Origin of the sequence: Mycobacterium sp. UM_11 (genome assembly GCF_001414075.1) — a bacterium.
In the GTDB taxonomy this organism is placed as follows: domain Bacteria; phylum Actinomycetota; class Actinomycetes; order Mycobacteriales; family Mycobacteriaceae; genus Mycobacterium.
Genome location: NZ_LATC01000080.1, coordinates 1 through 21,990, shown reverse-complemented (window position 1 = coordinate 21,990; position 21,990 = coordinate 1). Strand labels below are relative to the sequence as shown.

General features: G+C 69.2%; 20 protein-coding genes. 10 read left to right on the top strand and 10 right to left on the bottom strand.

Features of this window, described 5'->3' with window-relative positions; genetic code table 11:
- Positions 1 to 113 precede the first annotated feature (113 nt).
- From WU80_RS18485 to WU80_RS18475, 3 genes are all read left to right on the top strand, one after another.
- Positions 114 to 890 carry a crotonase/enoyl-CoA hydratase family protein gene (locus tag WU80_RS18485; protein WP_055404527.1) on the top strand — a complete coding sequence of 259 codons (777 nt, stop codon included), beginning with the start codon at positions 114 to 116 and terminating at the stop codon, positions 888 to 890.
- A 96-nt stretch (positions 891 to 986) separates the two neighbouring features.
- Positions 987 to 2,480, top strand: a complete 1,494-nt coding sequence (locus WU80_RS18480; protein ID WP_055404529.1) for a class I adenylate-forming enzyme family protein — start codon at positions 987 to 989, stop codon at positions 2,478 to 2,480.
- Entirely contained in the window at positions 2,477 to 2,773 is a 297-nt protein-coding gene (locus tag WU80_RS18475; RefSeq protein ID WP_055404531.1) for a hypothetical protein, read from the top strand. Before WU80_RS18480 ends, WU80_RS18475 begins: the two co-directional genes overlap by 4 nt.
- A gap of 4 nt (positions 2,774 to 2,777) precedes the next feature.
- On the opposite strand, the gene WU80_RS18470 is transcribed toward WU80_RS18475, so the two are convergent.
- From WU80_RS18470 to WU80_RS18460, 4 genes are all read right to left on the bottom strand, one after another.
- Positions 2,778 to 3,344 carry a TetR/AcrR family transcriptional regulator gene (locus tag WU80_RS18470; RefSeq protein ID WP_055404545.1) on the bottom strand — a complete coding sequence of 189 codons (567 nt, stop codon included), beginning with the start codon at positions 3,342 to 3,344 and terminating at the stop codon, positions 2,778 to 2,780.
- A gap of 89 nt (positions 3,345 to 3,433) precedes the next feature.
- Positions 3,434 to 3,565: a hypothetical protein gene (locus WU80_RS26550; protein WP_255353617.1), complete on the bottom strand. Its 132-nt coding sequence runs from the start codon at positions 3,563 to 3,565 to the stop codon at positions 3,434 to 3,436.
- Positions 3,566 to 3,816: 251 nt separating this feature from the next.
- Positions 3,817 to 5,286 carry an aldehyde dehydrogenase gene (locus WU80_RS18465; protein WP_055404532.1) on the bottom strand — a complete coding sequence of 490 codons (1,470 nt, stop codon included), beginning with the start codon at positions 5,284 to 5,286 and terminating at the stop codon, positions 3,817 to 3,819.
- Positions 5,287 to 5,331: 45 nt separating this feature from the next.
- Positions 5,332 to 6,111, bottom strand: coding sequence for a class I SAM-dependent methyltransferase (locus tag WU80_RS18460; RefSeq protein WP_055404533.1), 780 nt, complete (start codon positions 6,109 to 6,111; stop codon positions 5,332 to 5,334).
- A gap of 57 nt (positions 6,112 to 6,168) precedes the next feature.
- Between WU80_RS18460 and WU80_RS18455 the strand changes: the two genes are divergently transcribed.
- Positions 6,169 to 7,335: a glycosyltransferase family 4 protein gene (locus WU80_RS18455; RefSeq protein ID WP_055404546.1), complete on the top strand. Its 1,167-nt coding sequence runs from the start codon at positions 6,169 to 6,171 to the stop codon at positions 7,333 to 7,335.
- On the opposite strand, the gene WU80_RS18450 is transcribed toward WU80_RS18455, so the two are convergent.
- The gene (locus tag WU80_RS18450; RefSeq protein WP_055404534.1) at positions 7,315 to 9,009 is read right to left on the bottom strand and encodes a hypothetical protein; all 1,695 of its coding nucleotides are present in this window, start codon (positions 9,007 to 9,009) and stop codon (positions 7,315 to 7,317) included. The two genes, WU80_RS18455 and WU80_RS18450, sit on opposite strands and share 21 nt — an antisense overlap.
- Positions 9,010 to 9,017: 8 nt before the next feature.
- Entirely contained in the window at positions 9,018 to 10,292 is a 1,275-nt protein-coding gene (locus WU80_RS18445; protein WP_197281290.1) for a DUF3068 domain-containing protein, read from the bottom strand.
- A 147-nt stretch (positions 10,293 to 10,439) separates the two neighbouring features.
- On the opposite strand from WU80_RS18445, the gene WU80_RS18440 reads away from it, so the two are divergent.
- Positions 10,440 to 11,621, top strand: coding sequence for an acyltransferase (locus tag WU80_RS18440; RefSeq protein WP_156349650.1), 1,182 nt, complete (start codon positions 10,440 to 10,442; stop codon positions 11,619 to 11,621).
- Here the strand turns inward: WU80_RS18440 and WU80_RS18435 are convergent.
- Genes WU80_RS18435 through WU80_RS18425 form a run of 3 tightly spaced genes read right to left on the bottom strand, consistent with a single transcriptional unit; the run spans position 11,618 to position 14,597 of the window.
- On the bottom strand, positions 11,618 to 12,094 hold the full coding sequence (locus tag WU80_RS18435; RefSeq protein ID WP_055404536.1) for a YbjN domain-containing protein: 477 nt from the start codon (positions 12,092 to 12,094) through the stop codon (positions 11,618 to 11,620). The genes WU80_RS18440 and WU80_RS18435 overlap by 4 nt on opposite strands.
- A 48-nt stretch (positions 12,095 to 12,142) precedes the next feature.
- Positions 12,143 to 13,624, bottom strand: coding sequence for an AMP-binding protein (locus tag WU80_RS18430; RefSeq protein ID WP_055404537.1), 1,482 nt, complete (start codon positions 13,622 to 13,624; stop codon positions 12,143 to 12,145).
- Positions 13,617 to 14,597: a phosphotriesterase gene (locus WU80_RS18425; RefSeq protein WP_055404538.1), complete on the bottom strand. Its 981-nt coding sequence runs from the start codon at positions 14,595 to 14,597 to the stop codon at positions 13,617 to 13,619. Before WU80_RS18425 ends, WU80_RS18430 begins: the two co-directional genes overlap by 8 nt.
- A gap of 98 nt (positions 14,598 to 14,695) precedes the next feature.
- On the opposite strand from WU80_RS18425, the gene WU80_RS18420 reads away from it, so the two are divergent.
- The 3 genes from WU80_RS18420 (at position 14,696) to WU80_RS18410 (ending at position 18,129) form a co-directional block, all read left to right on the top strand.
- Positions 14,696 to 16,393 (top strand): acyl-CoA dehydrogenase family protein, encoded by a 1,698-nt coding sequence (locus tag WU80_RS18420; protein ID WP_055404539.1) that lies wholly within the window; start codon positions 14,696 to 14,698, stop codon positions 16,391 to 16,393.
- Between the two features lie 105 nt (positions 16,394 to 16,498).
- Positions 16,499 to 17,191, top strand: a complete 693-nt coding sequence (locus WU80_RS18415; protein ID WP_055404540.1) for a TetR/AcrR family transcriptional regulator — start codon at positions 16,499 to 16,501, stop codon at positions 17,189 to 17,191.
- A complete protein-coding gene (locus tag WU80_RS18410; RefSeq protein ID WP_055404541.1) occupies positions 17,188 to 18,129 on the top strand; it encodes a R2-like ligand-binding oxidase in 942 nt (313 codons plus the stop codon). The genes WU80_RS18415 and WU80_RS18410 overlap by 4 nt, the downstream gene beginning before the upstream one ends.
- On the opposite strand, the gene WU80_RS18405 is transcribed toward WU80_RS18410, so the two are convergent.
- Positions 18,130 to 19,548, bottom strand: coding sequence for an NADP-dependent succinic semialdehyde dehydrogenase (locus WU80_RS18405; RefSeq protein WP_055404542.1), 1,419 nt, complete (start codon positions 19,546 to 19,548; stop codon positions 18,130 to 18,132). It abuts the gene before it with no gap.
- Positions 19,549 to 19,627: 79 nt separating this feature from the next.
- Between WU80_RS18405 and WU80_RS18400 the strand changes: the two genes are divergently transcribed.
- Positions 19,628 to 21,274 carry an acetolactate synthase large subunit gene (locus WU80_RS18400; protein ID WP_055404543.1) on the top strand — a complete coding sequence of 549 codons (1,647 nt, stop codon included), beginning with the start codon at positions 19,628 to 19,630 and terminating at the stop codon, positions 21,272 to 21,274.
- A gap of 87 nt (positions 21,275 to 21,361) precedes the next feature.
- On the top strand, positions 21,362 to 21,814 hold the full coding sequence (locus WU80_RS18395; RefSeq protein ID WP_156349651.1) for a hypothetical protein: 453 nt from the start codon (positions 21,362 to 21,364) through the stop codon (positions 21,812 to 21,814).
- Positions 21,815 to 21,990 lie beyond the last annotated feature (176 nt).

Sequence of the window (21,990 nt, the reverse complement as noted above, 5' to 3'; positions counted from 1 at the left end):
TCAGATGTGTATAAGAGACAGGGAAATGTCACTCTCGCCTGGCGTCAATGGCGTTCTAACCGACCGCTAACATCACAGCAGCCGTCCCTATCCGATGAAGCTGTGGGAGCACCGTGAGCGAAGAAGCCAACGAACCCGAAGTGCTGGTTGAACAGCGGGACCGGATCCTGATCATCACGATCAACCGGCCGAAGGCCAAGAACGCGGTCAACGCCGCGGTCGCCAACGGCCTAGCCGAGGCCGTCGACCGGCTCGACGGCGATCCGGGCCTCTCGGTGGGCATCCTCACCGGCGCCGGCGGATCCTTCTGCGCGGGCATGGACCTCAAGGCCTTCGCGCGGGGCGAGCTGCCGATCGTCGAGGGTCGCGGCATGGGCTTCACCGAGCGTCCGCCCGTCAAACCGCTCATCGCGGCCGTCGAGGGCTACGCCCTGGCCGGCGGCACCGAGTTGGCACTGGCCACCGACCTGATCGTCGCGTCCAAGGACTCGGCCTTCGGCATCCCGGAGGTCAAGCGCGGACTGGTCGCCGGCGGCGGCGGCCTGCTGCGGCTGCCGCAGCGCATCCCGTCGGCCATCGCCATGGAGCTCGCCCTCACCGGTGACAACCTGCCGGCCGAGCGGGCGCACAAGCTGGGATTGGTCAACGTGCTGGCCGAGCCGGGCAAGGCGCTCGACGAGGCCATCGCGCTCGCCGAGCGGATCGCGGCCAACGGGCCGCTCGCGGTGGCCGCCACCAAGCGGATCATCGTCGAGTCGCGCGGCTGGAGCCCCGAGGAGATGTTCGCCGAGCAGAACAAGCTGCTGGCCCCGGTGTTCTCGTCCAACGACGCCAAGGAGGGGGCGATCGCCTTCGCCGAGAAGCGTCCGCCGCGCTGGACGGGCAGCTGAGGCCGCGGTCCGCGGCCCGGCCTCGGCGTGGTTAAACTACAGTCGGGCATGACACTTTTGGCCAGCTTTGTAACGCGTTGATACCGGAGTGCAAGCGTGAGTATTTCGTTGCTGCTGGAGATGGCGGCGTCGAGCAATCCCGATCGCACGGCGGTTGTCTCCGGTGACCTGCGGCTGACCACCCAGCAGCTCAGCGATCTCGCCGACGGCGGCGCCGGGGTGATCGCGGAATCCAACGCCAAGCACGTGGTCTACGTGGGCACCGGCGGCGCGGCGCTGCCGGTGCTGATCTTCGCGGCCGCGCGCGCCGGGGTGGCCTTCACCCCGATCAATTACCGGCTGTCGGCCGACGGCATCCAGGCGCTCATCGATCGCCTGCCCGAACCGCTGGTGATCGTCGACGGCCGCTACCGGGACATGGTCGGCGACGCCGCGGGCCGGCTGATGACCACCGACGAGTTCCTGGCGGCCGCGCGCGACAACGAGCCGGCGGTGGAATTCCCCGACCCGGACTCGGTCGCGATCGTGCTGTTCACGTCGGGCACCACGTCGCAGCCCAAGGCCGTCGAACTGTCGCACAACAACCTGACCAGCTATGTGACCGGCACGGTGGAGTTCGAATCGGCCGCCGAGAGCGACGCCGCGCTGATCTGCGTGCCGCCCTATCACATCGCCGGGGTGGGCGCCGCGCTGTCGAACCTGTACGCCGGCCGCAAAATGGTGTACCTGCCGAATTTCGATGCGCAGGAATGGGTTCGGCTGATCAACGCCGAGAACGTGACCACCGCGACGGTGGTGCCCACCATGCTGGACCGCATCGTCGCCGCGCTGGAGGCCGACGGCCACGAGCTGCCGTCGCTGCGCAACCTCGCGTACGGCGGTTCGAAGGTGGGGCTGCCGCTGGTGCGCCGGGCCCTGGAACTGCTGCCGGGGGTGGGCTTCGTCAACGCCTACGGGCTGACCGAAACGAGCTCGACCATCGCGGTGCTGACCCCCGACGACCACCGGGCGGCGCAGGGCGCGGAGACGCCCGAGGCCGCCCGGCGGTTGGCGTCGGTCGGGCGGCCCGTGCCCGGCATCGAGATCGAGATTCGCGATGAGGACGGCAATGTGCTCGGGCCCGGCGAGACCGGCGAGCTGTTCGTCCGCGGTGAGCAGGTGTCCGGACGTTACACCGGGATCGGTTCGGTGCTCGACGAAAACGGTTGGTTCCCAACCAAAGACATCGCCATGCTGGACGAGGAAGGCTACCTGTTCATCGGCGGGCGCAGCGACGATACGATCATCCGCGGCGGCGAGAACATCGCCCCCGCCGAGCTCGAAGAAGTCTTGGTCGAGCATCCGCACGTGCGCGACGTCGCCGTGGTCGGCGTCGAGGATCCGCAGTGGGGCCAGGCGATCGTCGCCGTGGTGGTGCCCCGCCCCGGCGCGGAACCGGACCCCGAGGAATTGCGCGAGCATGTCCGTAAAAGCTTGCGCGGGTCGCGAACCCCGGACCGGGTGGTGTTTCGCGACGAGCTGCCCACGACCCCCACCGGCAAGGTACTTCGCCGGGAGATCATCGAGACGCTGGAAGGGCTACGTGCATGATCAAGAATGGAACCCGCCTGGCCAGCCAGGTGTGTGACACGCAGGTGATCGTCGTCAGGAGCGCCGACAGCCTCGACGACCTGCGTTGTGGCGGTGCGCCGATGGTGCCGATAGGCGGCGAGCGGTCGGGCGAGTTGGACCCCGCCTTCGCCGGCGGCACCGTGATGGGCAAGCGCTACGTCGACGAGACCGGCGCCGAGGTGCTGGTGACCAAGCCGGGCGCGGGCAGCCTGAGCGTCGGTCAGACCGCGCTGCAACTCAAGGAGGTCAAGCCGCTGCCGGCCAGCGACTGAGGCGTTACTCGCCGATATTGTTGCGGAGCACGAATTCCCTTGCCTTGATCAGGAATTCGAGCTGATCGCCGACCTGGCGCAGCGGATCGATGCTGCCGCTCGAACGGGACAGCACAATGGCACCCTCCAGGGCGGCGACCGACATCATGGCCAGCGACGCGGCGCACGGCTCGTCGAAGCCGTCGTGAGTGAACGCCCGGGTCAACGCGGCGCACCAGCGGCCCAGGATGGCGCCGGCCTCCTCGGAAAGCTTGGGGTCGGTGTCATCCGAGCCGATCGCCGCGGCCACCACCGGGCAGCCGGCGTTGAAGCCGCCCTCGGTCAGCAGGCGCTCCCAGAACTCGACGAACTTGCCCAGCAGCACCCGGGCGCCCTGGTCGACGGCGTCGTCGATCATCGCGGTGATGGAGTCACCGGAATAGCGCAGGGCCTCGATCAGGATCTGGTTGCGGCCGTCGGGGAAGTGGTAGTAGACGGAGCCGCGCGGCGCGCCGCTGCGGGCTAGCACCGCGTCGATGGTCACCCCGGCGGCGCCGCGTTCACGCATCACCTCGGCGGCGCTGGCCAGCATCTTCTTGCGCGTGCCGCCGCGCTTCGTCGGGGCGAGGTCCTGCACTGCTTCGCTCGTGGTCGCCACTCTCGTGCCTCCCGTGGCTAACGTCATGCAGCGTGAGAATGCCGAAGTGCCGGCCAATGCATGCTGCGCGGGTTAAAGCGGAAAGTCCGGCGCTTGAGGTCGGGCATCTCGCGGGTGAATTGATAGCCGCCGATGTTCAGCTCGATGATCCACATGTTCTCTCCCGGCCTTAGCGCCGCCCATGATTATGCTTAGAAGCATATAAGACATCGGTTTAGTAAGCAAATCTATTCCCTATGTAAGTGCTGAAGCACGGGAAATGTCCGCACGCGCCGTCTGAACGCACGGTTTACCAGAGCGTAACCGGCACGCTTCTATGCTCTTTTGCATAATTTGAGCGCCGGCCGGGCCCGAAACGCCGAGCGTGCACCCACTGCGCAGGTGGGTGCACGCTCCGCGCCGGGCGTCAGCCCTCGATCGTGTGGCCCATCGGCATGAGGACGCTCTTCTGCTGGGTGAAGTGCTCCACGCCCTCGGGGCCGTTCTCGCGGCCGATGCCGGAGTTCTTGTAGCCGCCGAACGGGCAACACGGGTCGAAGGCGTACCAGTTGATCCCGTAGGTGCCCGTGCGGATCTTCTCGGAGACCTCGATGCCGCGCTGGATGTCGGTCGTCCACACGCTGCCGGCCAGGCCGTACACCGAGTCGTTGGCGATCTTGATCGCGTCCTCCTCGGTGTCGTAGGGGATGATGCTCAGCACCGGCCCGAAGATCTCCTCCTGGGCGATCGTCATCTTGTTGTCGACGTCGGCGAAAACTGTTGGCTGCACGAAGAATCCACCGTCCAGGCCCTCGGGACGGCCGCCGCCGCACACCAGCCGCGCGCCCTCCTCGATGCCCTTGGCGATGTAGCCCTCGACCCGGGCGCGCTGCTTCTCCGAGATCAGCGAACCGACCTGGGCGGCCGGGTCGGACGGCAGGCCCACCGGCAGCGCCTGCACGAAAGCGCTTACCGCGTCCACGATCTCGTCGTAGCGCGAGCGCGGGGCCAGGATACGGGTCTGCGCCACGCAGGCCTGACCGGTGTTCATGATCCCGGAGAACACCAGCATCGGGATGGCGGAGGGCAGGTCGACGTCGTCGAGCACGATGGCCGCCGACTTCCCGCCCAGCTCCAGGGTGCACGGCTTGAGCATCTCCGCGGCGCGGCGGCCGATCTCCTTGCCGACGGCCGAGCTCCCGGTGAAGGAGAACAGGTCGACGTTCGGGTTGGAGGTCAGCGCCTGCCCGGTCTCGATCCCGCCGGGCACCACCGACAGCACGCCCTCCGGCAGGCCGGCCTCGGCGAAGGCCTCCGCCAATGCGTTTGCGGACAGCGGGGTTTCGGCGGCCGGTTTGAGCACCACCGTGCAGCCGGCCAGCAGCGCCGGGCCCAGCTTGTTGACGGCCAGGAACAGCGGCACGTTCCACGCGACAATCGCCCCCACCACGCCGATGGGCTCGCGGTGCACGATGCTCTGCCCGTACCCGCCGGTGCGAATCTCTTTCCACTTGACCTGGTCGACCGCGGGGCCGGCGAAGAAGTTCAGCGCCCCGATCGAGCTCATCCAGTGCATCGTTTCGATGCCGGTGGGCGGCTGGCCGGTCTCGGCCGCGAGCAGCTGGGTGAACGTGTCCTTGCGCTCCTCCATCAACTTGAGCGCGTTGGCGATCACGGCCGCCCGCTCCTTGGGCGGGGTGGTGGGCCAGGGGCCGTTGTCGAAGGCGGCGCGGGCCGCGGCGACGGCGGCGTCGACGTCGGCGGCCGCCGCCAGCGGCACCTTGCCGACGTACTCGCCGGTGGCCGGGCAGCGCACCTCGATCACCTCGTCGGTCGACGGCTCGGTCCACTTGCCGCCGATGAAAAGCTTGTCGTATTCGGTCTTAACCTCGGTCATGCGCGCCACCCTACCCAAGCCGACGCGAAACGAGAACACGTTTCACTATTGGGGTTGCAGGACCAGCACCAGATTGCTCACCCCGAACTCGCGCAGCACCGGCACGCGCGTCAGCCACCACGCCCATCGGGGGTGGTAGCGGGGAAATGCGGCCACCGCCGCCCCGGTGCTCGCGGCCCACGTCAGGCCGTCGGCCGCGGACACGGCGAACAACGACGACCCGTAGTTGTTTTTGGCCGGGTGCCCGTGTTTGCGGGCGTACCGGGCGGCGGCGCGGGCGCCGCCGAGGTAGTGGGTCAGGCCCATCTCGTGCCCGCCGAACGGGCCCAACCAGACGGTGTAGGAGAGCATGGCCAGGCCGCCGGGCTTGGTCACCCGCAGCATCTCGGCGCCGAGCTGCCACGGCCGAGGTACGTGCTCGGCGACGTTGGACGACAGGCAGATGTCCACCGAGTCGTCGGCGAACGGCAGCGCCATGCCCGAGGCGCGTACGAAGTTCCCGGGGCCCCCGGCGGTCGGCGGGCCGGCCGCGTGCATCTCGCTCGGGTCGGGTTCGACGCCGACATAGCGGATCCCGGCGTCGGCGAAGGCGGCCGAGAAGTAGCCGGGCCCGCCGCCGACGTCGAGCAGGATGCGGCCCGCCGGCGGCTCGCCGCGCGCGCCCAGCCACAGGTCGCTCACCATCGCGGCGGTGTCGGCCGCCAGCGCCCCGTAGAACCGGGCCGGGTCCGACTGCTCGAAGCGGAATTCGGAGAGCAGTCGCAGGGCGCGGGCCAGGGTCGCCCGCCGAGCGAAGACTTGGGTCGGATGCCGGGTCGCGGCCACCGGCCAACCCTACGCAGCCCCGAGGCCACACTCACCCGCAAGCTAGGCTGACCAGTGATGTCCGATCTGCGCTCCGTGCTCCTGCTGTGCTGGCGCGATACCGGCCATCCCCAGGGCGGCGGCAGCGAGGCCTACTTGCAGCGCATCGGCGCGCAGCTGGCCGCGTCGGGCATCGTCGTCACGCTGCGCACCGCCCGATACCCGGGCGCGCCCCGTCGTGAGGTGGTCGACGGCGTCCGCATCGACCGCGCCGGCGGCCGCTACTCCGTCTACGTCTGGGCCCTGCTCGCGATGGCCGCGGCGCGGCTGGGGCTCGGACCGCTGCGTCGGGTGCGGCCCGACGTCGTCGTCGACACCCAGAACGGCCTGCCGTTCCTCGCCCGGCTGGTGTACGGCCGGCGGGTGGTGGTGCTGGTGCACCACTGCCACCGCGAGCAGTGGCCGGTGGCCGGGCCGGTGCTCGGCCGGCTCGGCTGGTTCGTCGAGTCGACGCTGTCGCCGCGGCTGAACCGGCGCAACCAGTACGTCACGGTGTCGCTGCCGTCGGCGCGCGACCTGGTGACCCTCGGCGTCGACAACGCGCGAATCGCGGTGGTGCGCAACGGCCTCGACGAGGCGCCGGCGCGATCGCTGTCCGGCCCGCGCGCCGCCACGCCGCGGGTGGTGGTGCTGTCGCGGCTGGTGCCGCACAAGCAGATCGAGGACGCGCTGGAGGCCGTCGCGCAGCTGCGGCCGCGCATCCCGGGTCTGCACCTCGACATCGTCGGCGACGGCTGGTGGCGCCAGCGGCTGGTGGACCACGTCCGCCAGCTCGGCATCTCCGACGCGGTGACGTTCCACGGCCACGTCGACGACGTGACCAAACACCATGTGCTGCAAAGCTCTTGGGTGCAGCTGCTGCCCTCGCGCAAGGAGGGCTGGGGCCTGGCGGTCGTCGAGGCGGCCCAGCACCGGGTGCCGACCATCGGCTACCGCTCCTCGGGCGGCCTGTCCGACTCGATCGTCGACGAGGTGACCGGCATCTTGGTCGACACCCACGCCGAGCTGGTGGATCGCCTCGAGGAGCTGCTGTCCGACCCGGTGCTGCGCGACCAACTCGGCGCCAAGGCGCACACCCGCAGCGGAGAATTCTCGTGGCGGCAAAGCGCCGACGCGATGCGCACGGTCCTCGAGGCGGTGCGGGCGGGCCACCCGGTGAGCGGCCTAGTCAGCGGCCGGGGCTGACCGGCGCCGCCACGCGCCGACCGCCGCGCCGGCACCGCCCGCCAGCAGCGCGGCCAGCCACGCCAGATGCGCGACCAGCGTCGCCGTCCGGGCGCCGGCGGACACCGTGGCCGCCTCACCGCCGATGCGATAGAGCGCGAGCCCGTCGTCGCGGTAGACCGGCGTGAGCGCGGCGAGGGTGCGGGCCGACGCCCCCATGTCGCCGGCGGAGTCCGACTCCACGACCAGCCACGCCACCCCGGCCGGGGCCAGGGCGGCCGGGTCCGGCCCGGCCAGCAGCAACTGCTGCACCGCGCGGGCGCGATTGCCCTCGCCCGGGATGACGGTCCCCGAGATCACCAGGTCGCCGGTGCTCAGCACGTCGGCGCGCACCCAGCGCGGCAGCGGGTCCAACACCGGCGCGCGGCCCGACCAGGTGTAGAGCCGCATGGTGCCGGCCGGCAACACCGCCACCGGTCCCGGCCGCTCGTTGATCGCGGCGGCCACCGCGGCCCACCCGCTCGGATACCGCACCGGCGACAGCTGGCCCCACCCGCCCCAGGCCAGGTCCGGCAGCGCGACGACCAGGGCGAGGCAGCACACCGGCGCCACGACAGCCGGCCACACCCACCGGCGCAGCGTCACCACCGCGCCCGCCCCCGCCAGCGCGTAGCCCGGCGCGGCCAGCGCCACCCACTTCTGCCCGTCCCGCAACACCCCGAACGCCGGTGTGGCGTTGACCAACGCGCCCAGCAGGTGCAAACCCGGGCCGGTCGCCAGCGCGGCCGGCACCAGCACGGCCGCCGCCGCCAACACCAGCAGCGGTCGCACCGCCGCGCGGCGCACCGCGGTCGGCAGCCCGGCCGCCACCACGCCCAGCAGCACGACGGCCGACGCCACCGCGAACGACGTGGTCCGCGAGATCGGCACGGCCTCGCCGTTCCAGATGCCACCGAGGCTGGCCAAGGTGCCCAGCGTGCCCAGACCCGCCTCCGCGCGCGGCGCGAACGCCGTCACCCCGAGCGTGTTCGCCGCCGTGTGGGAGGCCAGCGACGCGCCGAGGGCCGACGCGGTGAGCCACGGCAGCGCGGCCACCAGCGCGGCGGCCGACGCCGCCGCGGCGCACAGCGGCCGGGACCGGCCCGACCCCGGGGCGGCCACGCACACCAGCCCGACGGTCGCGGCGAGCAGCAGACCGGTCGGCGTCAGCCCGGCCAGCGCGATCCAGAACACCAGCCCGAAGAACGAGGACGACGACGCCCGCAGCCGCAACATCGCCGCCGCGACCCACGGCAGGCAGCCGTAGCCGAGCAGCAGGCTCCAGTGACCCTGCAGCAGCCGCTCGGCGACGTAGGGGTTCCAGATCGCCAGGGTGCTGGCGACGAGCTCCCCGGGCGCGCCCGCGTCGGGAAGCGCCGTCGCGACCAGCCGGGCCGCACCCCACCCCGCGAGCCACAGGCCCAGCACGAGCAGCGCCTTGACCACCACTCCGCCGTCCAGCACGTGCGAGGCGAGCGCCACCGCGAAGTCCTGCGGCGTGGCCCGCGGCGCCGCCGTCAACCCCAGCGCGGTGTCGGAGAAGTACGAGCGCGGCGTGGAAACGGCGTCGCGCAGCAGCAGGTAACCGGGCTTGAGCAGCGGCCCGACCACCAGCAGCGCCAGGACCAACGCGTAACCGGGCCGGGTCCAGCGCACGCGGCGGGCTACTCCCGTTCGGGTGGGCCGGTGGGCTCGGCCGGCGGACCCGCATCGGGCGGCTCGTCGGCTCCCAGCGTGGGCGCCTCGGGATCATCGCGCGAAGCGGGGCGCTGGGTGGGCAGCTTTTCGGTCTCGGCCTCGGCGCCGGGCACCGGCTCCTCGAGCCCGCTGCGGCCGAAGAAGTCCTGATCACCGCGGTCCAGGCCGGGGTCGGTCAGCGCGCTCTCGGTGCGCAGGCTGAACGAGGCGAGCAGGCCGCCGCCGACGAGGGCGATCAGGCCGACCGCGGTGAAGGTGATCGGCAGTACCCGCGACCACAGCGACAGCCGGTCGCGTTCGTCGCGGGCGGCGTTCACCTGCGACTCGACAGTGTCCTGGTTGGAGGTGACCTTGTAGTCGGCCAGCGTCAGCTCCGGCTTGAGCGGATCGCGGGCGAAGTAGTGGTTGGCGTGTTCGGTCTGCTTGACGATGGTGCCGGACACGGGGTCCACCCAGAACGTGCGCTGCGCCGCGTAGTAGCGGGTCATGGTGATCTGCTCGTTCGGGTCACCGCCCTGGACGCCCCACATCGACGCGGACGTGGTCTGCTTGGCGTCCTCGTTGCCGGCCAGCAGCGACGGGTACGCCACGGGGGCCACCAGCTTGCCGTCGGCGTTGTAGCCGATGTTCTGGGTGAACTTGTAGGTCGTCAGTCCGTTGACGTCCTCTTGGCTGTCGTAGTTGACGTCGAAGGGCTTCTGCGCGATCGGGTCGAAGTAGGGGTACGTCTTCTTCTCGGTGTGGAACGGGAACCGGTAGGCCAGGCCGTCGTGCCGCAGCGGCATCGCGGTGGGCGGGTTCTCGTCGTTGAAGGCGCGCGGCTTCTGGACCGAGCCGCCGGCGTGGGTGTCGTCGGAGACGGCCATCGCCGTCTTGCGGTTGAGCGTCACGGTGTCGACGATCGCGAGCAGCAGGCCGCTGTCCTTCTGCTTGTCGGTGCGCCGCACCGAGCTTCCGACCTGCAGCGTGACCACGTCGGCGTTCGCGGGGGACTCGACGCTGACCTGCTGCTGGGACACCAGCGGCACGTTCTGGTTGACGACGACGTGATCGGTCGACAGCGACGCGGAGTCGAGGGCGGTTCCGGTGCCGTCGCTGACCAGCGTGGTGTCGAGGTTCAGCGGGATCTTGGTGATCCTGCTGGTGGTGTATGTCGACAACAGCAGCGCGGCGATCAGCAGGGCGGCTCCGAGTCCGATGATCCCGCATGCGGCGAACCGCAACATGACTGCTCGGTTCACGTGGCCGTGCCCTCCTAGTGCTCTCGTGCGTCGTCAGCCGCAAACCCGTTTGACCCTAACAGCAGAACGTAAGGCCCCGGCTTACGAACCTGTTGCCGCCGCCCCGCGGGTGCTTCGGGTGTACCCATTCGTTCGCAAACGCATCAGATGCAGACTGTGGGGGTGACGGATGGCCAGCGGGCGGGCGGGACCCGCAGCTTCCTGCCCGCGGTGGAGGGGATGCGCGCCTGCGCGGCCATGGGCGTGGTTGTCACCCACGTCGCGTTCCAGACCGGGCACTCCAGCGGGGTCACCGGGAGGCTCTTCGGCCGCTTCGACCTCGCGGTCGCGGTGTTCTTCGCGCTGTCCGGTTTCCTGTTGTGGCGCGGCCACGCCGCGGCCGCACGAGGCCTGGCAGCGCGGCCCCGCACGGGCCACTACTTGCGGTCCCGGGTGGTGCGCATCATGCCGGCCTATCTGGTGGCGGTGGTGGTCATCCTGTCGCTGCTGCCCGACGCGGATCGCGCCAGCCCGACGGTGTGGTTGGCCAACCTGACCCTCACCCAGATCTACGTGCCCCTCACCCTGACCGGCGGGCTGACCCAGATGTGGAGCCTTTCCGTCGAGGTCAGCTTCTACCTGGCCCTGCCGGTCCTGGCGTTGCTGGCGCGGCGCCTGCCGGTCGGTGCGCGGGTGCCGGCGATCGCCGGGCTGGGGGCGCTGAGCTGGTTGTGGGGCTGGGTGCCCATCCATTCCGGGTCGGGCACCAACCCGCTCAACTGGCCGCCCGCGTTCTTCTCCTGGTTCGCCGCGGGCATGCTGCTGGCGGAATGGGTGCACAGCCCGGTCGGCACACCGCACCGGTGGGCCCGCCGGCGGGTGTCGATGGCCGTCGTCGCCCTGCTGGCCTACCTGCTGGCGGCCTCCCCCCTGGCCGGCCCGGAGGGCCTGATCCCCGGCACCGCAACGCAGTTCGCGGTCAAGACGGCGGCGGGCTCGCTGGTGGCGTTCGCGCTGGTCGCCCCCCTGGTGCTGGACCGCGTCGACACTTCGCATCGGCTGCTGGGCAGCACCCTCATGGTGACGCTGGGGCGGTGGTCCTATGGCCTGTTCGTGTGGCACCTGGCCGCGCTGGCCATGGTGTTCCCGGTGCTCGGCACGTTCGCGTTCACCGGCCGGATGCCCGCGGTGCTGGCGCTGACCCTGATCTTCGGGTGGGCGATCGCCGCCGTCAGCTACGGCCTGGTCGAGTCGCCCTGCCGGGAAGCGTTGCGGCGCTGGGAGAAACGCGAGGCGCCGGCCGAGAGCCGCGGCGCCGTGGACGCCGAGGCGGACGCGATCGCGCCCTAGCCGGTGCGGTCCATCCACTCTTCCAGCGTGTCCGCGGACGGCAGGCAGACGGCCCGGTCGATCTTCTCGAACAGGTCGGCCCCGTACTCGACGGTGGACCGGATGAGGCCGCCCAGCGCCTCGACGTGGATGCCGTCGGACAGCAGGTAGGCGTTCTCGCCGACGACGCTGACCTGGCTGGGCCGGGCCGTCTCGCGCACAAACGCCTTGGGCCAATGGGTTTCGCGATTCCAGTCGTTCACCAGCTCCATCAGCCGCGGCCGCTCGGTGGCGGGGTAGTAGCCGGCGGGGCTGACCGAGATCTCGAAGACGTCGCGCCGCAAACCGTTGATCCGCAGGTTCACGTGCAGCTTGCCGCGCTCGTAGCTGGGCAGCATCATGAACTCCTCGCCGTCGTCGCTGCGGAAGAATCGCAACTGACGCGATTGCAGATAGCGTTCGATCAGCTCCGTGCTCAGGGGTTCGATCTGCATGGCCCGATGATGGGGCCGCGGGCTTGGAAGATTCTTGGTGCGTTGGGGTCAGGCCGGCTCGGTGGCCTGCAGGCGCGCCATGATCTCGGCGCGCACCGCCGACCGCCGGGCCTTGCCGGCGTCGTCGCGCAACGGGGCGTCGACGAATTCGACGAACGCCGGCACCTTGTATCCCGCGATGCGTTCGCGCAGGAACTCCCGCACGCCCGCGGCGTCCAGCGCGGCGCCGTCGGCCGTGTGCACCAGCGCGTAGGGCACCTGGCCGAGGTCGCCGGAGTTCGGGTCGGGCACGCCGACCACGAGGCAGGACAGCACGTCGGGGTGCGCGGACAACGCGTTCTCGATCTCGGCGGGGTAGACGTTGCGCCCGCCCACGGTGAACATGTCCACCCGGCGGTCCGACAGATACAGGAAGCCGTCGGCGTCGAAATGGCCAAGATCGCCAAGGGAATCCCAGCCGTCGCGGGACTTGGCCGTGGCGCCGACGTAGCGGTAGGTGGGCCCGCTGCCCGGGCCGGGCCGCATGTAGATCTCGCCGACCACGCCGGGCGGACACGGGTTGCCGTCGTCGTCGAGCACCCGCATCTCCCCGGCTACCACCACGCCGACCGAGCCGCGATGGCTCAGCCACTGGTCGCCGGAGATGAAGGTGAGCGCCTGTAATTCGGTGCCGCCGTACAGTTCCCAGACGGCCTCGGGCCCCAGCAGGTCGATCCAGGCCTGTTTGATCGCCGGTGGGCACGGCGCCCCCATGTGCCAGAACCGGCGGATCGACGAGAGGTCGTAGGAGCCGGGGTCGGCGTGGTAGACCGGCAGCGTCCGCTGCATGATCGTCGGTACCGTCGTCAGGAACGTGACGCGATGGTCGGTGATCAGCCGCAGGAACTGCCCCGGGTCGAAGCGGCTCATCACGACGAGGTGATGCCGCATCAGCAGCGCGATGGTCGCGGTGGTGAAGCCGGTGTTGTGGGACAACGGGATCGGCACCAGGGTCGTGTCGCCCTCTTGCGCGCCCAGCGGATAGCCGATGGCGGCCGGTATCCGGGTGTCGCCCGCTGATTCGATCAGCTTCGGGCGGCCGGTGCTGCCGCCGGACCCCATCGCCTTCCACACGGGCGAGACCGCCTCCGGCAGCGCGGCGTCGGAGTATTCCGGGCCGGGCATGAAACCCACTGGCACGCTGGGCATTTCGGGGCTTTCGCGGCCCACCAGCAGGGCGGACGGCCGCAACTCGAGCAGGCCGGCCAGCTCGGCGTCCGGCAGCCGCGCCGACAGCGGCTGGGGCACCGCGCCCAGCTTCCAGCACGCCACCGCCGCCTGGATCCACTCGACGGAGTTGGGCAGCACGATCGTCACGTAGTCGCCGACCCCGACGCCCCGCTCGGCGTAGGCGCGCGCCAGCCGGTTCGTCGAGGCGTCGAGTTCGGCGCGGGTAAGGGTCAGCCCGTCGCAGGTGACGGCGGGTTCGTCGGGCGCGAGTGCGGCCAGCGCCGCGATCTGGGTGCCGATCGGCGGGATCGGCTCACTCATATGCGCCCTGCCGCTCGAAGATGCGGCGGGGGTTGTCGACGAGCATGGTCTTTAGCTGCTCGTCGGTGACGCCGCGCTCCTTGAGCGCGGGGATGACGTCGTTGTGGATGTGCAGGTAATGCCAATTCGGCGCGGCCACCGCCAGCAGGTCCTCGGGTATCGCATCGAAGTAGCAGTTCGCGTCGTGGGACAGCACCATCTTGTCGGCATGCCCACGCTCGCACATCTGCGCCACGGTGTTGACCCGGTCCTCGAACGGCAGGTACACGTCGATGCCGAATCGGTCCATCCCGATGTAGGAGCCGGCGGCGATGAGTTCCTCGAGGTAGCCGAGGTCGGTGGTGTCGCCGGAATGGCCGATGACCACGCGGCTCAGGTCGACGCCCTCCTCTTCGAAGATGCGTTGCTGCTCGAGCCCGCGCCGCAGCCCCGCGTGGGTGTGGGTGGAGATCGGCACCCCGGTGCGCTTGTGCGCCTGCGCGACGGCGCGCAGCACCCGCTCGACGCCGGGCGTGACGCCGGGCTCGTCGGTGGCGCATTTGAGTATCCCGGCCTTGACGCCGGTGTCGGCGATGCCCTCCTCGATGTCGCGGACGAACATGTCGGTCATGATCTCGGGGCCGTCGAGCGGTGCCCCGGGGCCCAGGTAGTGGAAACAGAACGGCACATCGTTGTACGTGTAAAGACCGGTCGCCACAACGATATTCAGCTCGGTGGCCGCCGCGACACGCGCGATGCGCGGGATGTAGCGGCCGAGCCCGATCACCGTGAGGTCGACGATGGTGTCCACGCCGCGGGACTTCAGCTCGTTGAGCCGATCGATGGCGTCGGCCACCCGCCGGTCCTCGTCACCCCACGCTTCGGGGTAGTTCTGGGCGATCTCGGTGGTCATGATGAACACGTGCTCGTGCATGAGCGTCACGCCGAGGTCGGCGGTATCGATGGGGCCGCGGGCGGTATTGAGTTCTGACACGTGACTGATGCTAGGTCGACTCGGTGGTCGCACAACAGGGCCGGACAGTTTTGTCCGGTGCGTTCCGGCGGCGGCGCCGGTGCAGTACCGTCCACGCCATGTTGCTCAATCCCAACCACTTGCAACGCCGCTACCCGGATCGCCGCTCGGGGGAGATCATGGCCGCGACGGTGGACTTCTTCGAGTCGCGCGGCAAGGCGCGGCTGAAGGAGGACGACCACAACCGGGTCTGGTACTCGGAATTTCTGGACCACATCGGACGCGAGCGCATCTTCGCGTCCCTGCTGACGCCGTCCGAGTACGGCGCGGACGATTGTCGCTGGGACACCTACCGAATCAGCGAGTTCGCCGAGATCGTGGGCTTCTACGGGCTGAGCTACTGGTATCCCTTCCAGGTCACCGCGCTGGGCCTGGGCCCGATCTGGATGAGCCCCAACGAGGAGGCGAAGCGCAAGGCCGCCGCGGAGCTGGAGGCCGGCGAGGTGTTCGCATTCGGGCTGTCGGAGCAGACCCACGGCGCCGACGTCTACCAGACCGACATGATCCTGACGCCGTCCGAACACGGCTGGACGGCGAGCGGCGAGAAGTACTACATCGGCAACGCCAACGTCGCGCGGATGGTGTCGACGTTCGGCAAGATCGCCGGCACCGACGAATACGTCTTCTTCGCCGCCGACTCGCAGCACGACCGGTACGAGCTCATCAAGAACGTGGTGAACTCGCAGAACTTCGTGGCCAACTACGCGCTGCGCGACTACCCGGTCACCGAGGCCGACATTCTGCACCGCGGTCCCGAGGCGTTCCACGCCGCGCTGAACACCGTCAACGTCTGCAAGTACAACCTGGGCTGGGGCGCCGTCGGCATGTGCACCCACGCCATGTACGAGGCGGTCACCCACGCCTCCAACCGGGTGCTGTACGGCACCGTCGTCACCGACTTCAGCCACGTGCGGCGGCTGCTCACCGACGCCTACCTGCGGCTGGTCGCGATGCGGTTGGTGTGCACCCGGGCGTGTGACTACATGCGCAGCGCGTCGGCCGACGACCGCCGCTACCTGCTGTACAGCCCGCTCACCAAGGCGAAGGTCACCAGCGAGGGCGAGCGGGTCGTCATCGCGCTGTGGGACGTGATCGCCGCCAAGGGTGTGGAGAAGGACACCTTCTTCGAGGCCGTCACCCGCGAAATCGGTTTGCTGCCAAGGCTTGAGGGCACCGTACACATCAACATCGGGCTGCTGGCGAAGTTCATGCCCAACTTCCTGTTCGCCCCGAGTGGCGACCTGCCTTTGATCGGCCGCCGCGATGACGCGGCCGATGACGCGTTCCTGTTCGCGCAGGGGCCGACCGGCGGGCTGGGCAAGGTGCGCTTCCACGACTGGCGCGCGCCGTTCGACGCCTTCGCCCATCTACCCAATGTCGCGCTGCTGCGCCAGCAGATCGACGTCCTCGCCGACATGCTGGCCAGCGCCACCCCTGACGCCGCCCAGCAGAAGGACGTCGACTTCGCGTTCGCGGTCGGCCAGTTGTTCGCGACGGTGCCCTACGCGCAGCTGATCCTCGAGGAGGCCGCGCTCTCGGACGTCGACGAGGCGTTGATCGACGCGATCTTCGCCGTGCTGGTGCGCGACTTCAACGGCTACGCCGTGGAGCTGAGCGACAAGCCCACGACGACGGACGACCAGGCCCGCTTCGCGACGCGGATGATCCGCCGCCCCGCCCACGACCCGGCGCGCTACGCCCAGATCTGGAAGGAGTACATCCTTCCCCTCAACGGCGCGTACCAAATGCGGCCCTGATTCGCGGGTCGAGCGTGCGGCCCGCCGCACACTGGGTAACAACCTCTTGACTGTGACGCAGCTCACCGTAATATGACCAGTGGTCATCGAGGTTAGGGGGCCGCATTGCCAACGGTGACTTGGGCGCGGGTCGACCCCGCTCGTCGCGCGGCGATCATCGAAGCCGCGGAGAACGAATTCGGGGCGCACGGGTTCTCCCGCGGCAGCCTCAACGTCATCGCGCGCAGGGCCGGCGTCGCCAAGGGCAGCCTCTTCCAATACTTCGCGGACAAGCGCGACCTGTACGCGTTCATCGCCGACATCGCCAGCCAGCGAGTCCGGGCCTACATGGAGGACCGCATCCGCGAGCTGGACCCGAGCCGGCCGTTCTTCGACTTCCTCACCGACTGGCTCGACGCGTGGGTGGCCTACTTCGCCGACCACCCGCACGAGCGCGCGCTGCACGCCGCGGCGACCCTGGAGGTCGACACCGAGGCGCGCGTCAGCGTGCAAAACGTCATCCACCGCCACTACCTGGAAGTGATGCGGCCGCTGGTGCGCGACGCGCAGGTCCGCGGCGACCTGCGCGCCGATTCGGACACCGACGCGCTGTTGTCGTTGCTGCTCTTGGTCTTTCCGCACCTGGCGCTCGCGCCATACATGCGCGGATTGGATCCGATTCTCGGGCTCGACGAACCCACGCCGGAGCAACCGGCGCTGGCCGTGCGCCGGCTCGTCGGGGTGCTGGCGGCCGCCTTCTCGGCGGCACCGCGCCCGTCCGTCCACTCAGGCCCACAACAATCCGAGGAGATCTCATGACACGCACACACACGAACTCGATGGTTCGAGGGGGCCTGAACTGGGACAGCCTGCCGCTGCGGCTGTTCGCCGGCGGCAACGCCAAGTTCTGGAACCCGGCCGACATCGACTTCTCCCGCGACCGCGCCGACTGGGAGCAGCTGAGCGACGACGAGCGCCACTACGCCATCCGGCTCTGCGCCGAGTTCATCGCCGGCGAGGAAGCGGTGACCGAGGACATCCAGCCGTTCATGTCCGCGATGCGGGTCGAGGGCCGGCTGGGCGACGAGATGTACCTGACGCAGTTCGCGTTCGAGGAGGCCAAGCACGTCCAGGTGTTCCGGATGTGGCTCGACGCCGTCGGCGTCACCGACGACCTGCACGAGTACATCGACGACGTGCCCACGTATCGCACCATTTTCTATGAGGAGCTCCCAGAGTGCTTGAGCGCGTTGGCCTTTGACCCGTCTCCGGCGGCCCAGGTGCGGGCGTCGGTCACCTACAACCACATGGTCGAGGGCATGCTGGCACTGACCGGCTACTACATCTGGCACAAGATCTGCGTGGAACGCGGCATCCTGCCCGGCATGCAGGAGCTGGTGCGTCGCATCGGCGACGACGAGCGGCGCCACATGGCCTGGGGTACCTTCACCTGCCGGCGGCACGTCGCCGCCGACGACGCCAACTGGGGCGTCTTCGAGACGCGGATGAACGAGCTCATGCCGCTCGGGTTGCGGCTCATCGAAGAGGGCTTCGCGCTTTACGACCCGATGCCCTTCGGGCTGTCGACGGACGAGTCGATGCAGTATGCGGCGGACAAGGGGATGCGCCGCTTCGGCACGATCTCCAGCGCCCGCGGGCGGCCGCTGGAAGAGATCGACCTCGACTACTCGCCCCTGCAGCTCGAGGACACCTTCGCCGACGAGGACGAGAAGGCCCTGGCCGCCGCGTCGGTCTAGCTACTCGACCTTGCTGCCGCCCGCGGCGTCACCGGCATCGATGTCGCCGACCCAGACGGTCTTGGCGTTGACGAACGCCCGGATGCCCAGTCCCGCGAGTTCGCGGCCGTAGCCGGATCGTTTGACGCCACCGAAGCCCAGCTCGGGGTAGGACACCGTCATGCCGTTGATGAAGACCTGGCCGGCTTCGATGTCGTCGATGAAGCGCTGCTGCTCGGCCTCGTCGTTGGTCCAGGCGTTGGACCCCAGCCCGAACGTGGTGGCGTTGGCGATCTCGATGGCCTCGTCGATGCTCTCGGCCCGGTACATCGACGCGACGGGCCCGAAGACCTCTTCGGTGTAGAGCGCCATGTCCTTGGTGATGTCGGTGACCACCGTCGGCGGGTAGAACCACCCCGGCCCGTCGATGGGCTTGCCGCCGAGGCGGATCGTGGCGCCCGCCGCGGCCGCTTCGTCGACCTGCTTGACGATGTCGTCGCGGCCCGACTCGGTGGCCAGCGGGCCGACGTCGGTGTCCGGGTCGGTCGGGTCACCCACCTTGAGCGCCTGCATCTTCTCGGTGAATTTGTCGACGAACGCGTCGTAGATGTCGGTGTGGATGATGAACCGCTTGGCGGCGATACAGGACTGGCCGTTGTTCTGGACGCGCGCGGTGACCGCGGTCTTGGCAGCCTCGTCCAGGTTCGCCGACGGCATCACGATGAACGGGTCGCTGCCGCCGAGCTCGAGCACGGTGGGCTTGATCTCGTCACCGGCGATGGCCGCGACCGACTGGCCCGCCGGCTCGCTGCCGGTGAGGGTGGCGGCCGCGACCCGGGGGTCGCGCAGGATGCGCTCGACGGCGCTGGACGAGACCAGCAGCGTCTGGAAGCAGCCGTCCGGGAAGCCGCCGCGGGCGATGACGTCGGCCAGGTAGAGCGCGGACTGCGGCACGTTCGACGCGTGCTTGAGGATGCCGACGTTGCCGGCCATCAGCGCCGGCGCGGCGAACCGGACGGCCTGCCACAGCGGGAAGTTCCACGGCATGATGGCGAGCACCACCCCGAGCGGTTGGTAGCGGGTGTAGGCCCGTTTTGCGCCCACCGCCTTGGCGTCGGCGGGCTCGTCGGCCAGCAGTTGCTCGGCGTTCTCGGCGTAGTAGCGAAAACCCTTGGCGCACTTGAGCGCCTCGGCCTTGGCCGACTTCAACGTCTTGCCCATTTCCAGGGTCATCATCGCGGCGACGTCGTCGGCCTCCTTCTCCAATAGGTCGGCGGTCGCGTTTGCCCACGCCGCCCGCTGGGCAAAGGTGGTGTTATGGCGGTAGTCCTGGAACCGGGCGTACGCGCGGGCGATGGCCGCGTCGACTTCTTCGTCGGTTGCCGGGGTGAAGGTTTTTACTGTCTCGCCGGTAGCCGGGTTGATGGTGGCGATGGGCACGCTGACATCCTTCGCGTTGGGGTTGGTAAAAGGTCCAACACCCAGCCTGCCACTATCGTTCCCTCAAGGGAGGTGCCGGATGAGTAAAGCCGCCGAGCTGATGGTCAAGTGCCTGGAAAACGAGGGTGTTTCCGTGGTCTTCGGCCTGCCGGGGGAGGAGAACATCCGCTTCGTGCAGGCGCTGGCTTCGTCGAGCATCCGCTACGTGCTCACCCGGCACGAGCAGGCCGCGGCCTTCATGGCCGAGATGTACGGGCGGGTCACCGGGCGGGCGGCGGTGGTGTCGAGCACGCTGGGACCCGGCGCGATCAACATGCAACTCGGCGTGGCCGACGCCACCACCAACAGCACCCCGCTGGTCGCGATCTCCGCGCAGGTGGGCCACGACCGCGAGTTCAAGGAGTCCCACCAGTACGTCGACCTGGTGTCGATGTTCGCGCCAATCACCCGGTGGGCCGCCGGGGTCCCCACCGCGCGCGCCATCCCGGAGATGTTCCGCAAGGCGTTCAAGGTCTCCGAGACCGAGCGCCCGGCCGCGGTCTATCTCGCCGTGCCCGAGCACATCGACGCCGACGAGACCGACTACGACCTCACGCCGTTGCCGCGCAACGTCGTTCGGGCCGATGCGCCCGCGCCCGGTCAAGTCGAGCGCGCGGTCGACATCCTGCGTAAGGCCAAGCGGCCGGTGGTGCTGGCCGGGCACGGCGCCGCCCGCGGCAACGCCACCGCGGCCCTGGTCCGGTTCTCTGAGGAATTCGGCATCCCCGTGGCCAACACCTTCCACGGCAAGGGCGTGATGCCCGACGACCACCCCAACAGCATCGGGACGCTGGGCTTCATGCGGCACGACTATGTCAACTTCGGCTTTGACAACGCCGACGTCGTCATCACCGTCGGCTACGAGCTGCAGGAGTTCGACCCGGTGCGGATCAACCCGCAGGCGGACAAGAAGATCATCCACATCCATCGTTTTCCGGCCGAGGTCGACGCGCATTACTCGGTGGACGTCGGCATCATCGGCGACATCGGCGCCTCGTTGGATGCGCTGAGGGACGGGTTGGACGGCCACGCCTACGAGGCCGATCCCGAGGTGCCCGGACACGGCCTGCTGGCCGAGGAATTCGCTCGCGGGCAACAGGATTCGCGCTATCCGCTGGCGCCGGCGCGGGTGGTGGCCGACACGCGCGAGGCGCTGGGCCGCAGCGACGTCGTCCTCGTCGACACCGGAGCCACCAAGATGTGGATGGCGCGACTGTATCCGACGTACGAGTGCAACACGTGCCTGGTGTCAAATGGCCTGTCCACTATGGGTTTTGCGCTGCCGGGTGCGCTGGGTGTCAAGCTGGCGCGCCCGGAGTCGAAGGTGCTGGCGGTCGTCGGTGACGGTGCGTTCCTGATGAACTCGCAGGAGATCGAGACCGCCGTGCGGGAGCGGATACCGCTGGTCGTGCTGATCTGGGAGGACGGCGGATACGGCCTGATTGAGTGGAAGATGGACCTCGAGCTCGGCGCGCACTACTACGTCAAGTTCGGCAACCCGGATGTGGTCAAGTATGCGGAAAGCTTTGGCGCCAAGGGGTATCGGATCTCTCATGCCGACGAGCTGCTGCCGACGCTGCGCGCGGCCTTGGCGGATGACGGCGTCTCGGTGATCGCCTGCCCGGTCGACTACTCGGAGAACCTGCGGCTGACCGATCGGCTCGGCGAGCTGGACGAGACGCTGTAGTTCACGGCGAGGGTCTTAAGTCCTCACCTGAAAGGACGGGCCCGAAGGCCCTAGCGAAGCTGTTGTCCGGCGCGGAGCCTGAAGTCCGTGTCGAGGCACGTTCGAAAGCGCTCGGGTGCCGCCTCTGTTCTGGCGGTCGTCCTGGTGGCCGTGGGGACACCCGGCACGGCGAGCGCGGTCTACCCCGGCGTTCCGGAGTGGTATTCGCAGGCCGACGTGCACCTGGCGAATACGACCAAGTTCATGCAGGCGGCGGTCGAGGCAATCGAAGCCAACGACGTCAACGCCCTGAAGTCGGCATGTTCGGCGGTGCACGACGAACAGACGATCGGCCTGCAGGCCCATCTGCCCACGCCGGACCCGGCGTTGACTGCTGCCCTGCAGTCCCAGATCAATGACTTCCATACCGCGACGCACCTTTGCATGTCATTGGGACCTAACAGCACCCCGGAGGATCTGGATCGAGCAGACTCGTTCGTGCACCAGGCAATTGAGGACCTGCGGACGGTCAACGATATCTTGGTTGACGATCTCAGTTGAGGGCCGGAAGTATCCAAAGTTTTTGCGCGAGTGTGTATCTGTGGCGATTTTCGGACGCGCTTTGTCGGTGGGGGTCGCTAGGTTCGAGGGTATGAGTCCAAGCGGTCATCCAGACGTCGACGCGGTGTTCGACGATCTCGATGCCGTCTTGGCCCGTGTCCGCGCACTGCCGGTGG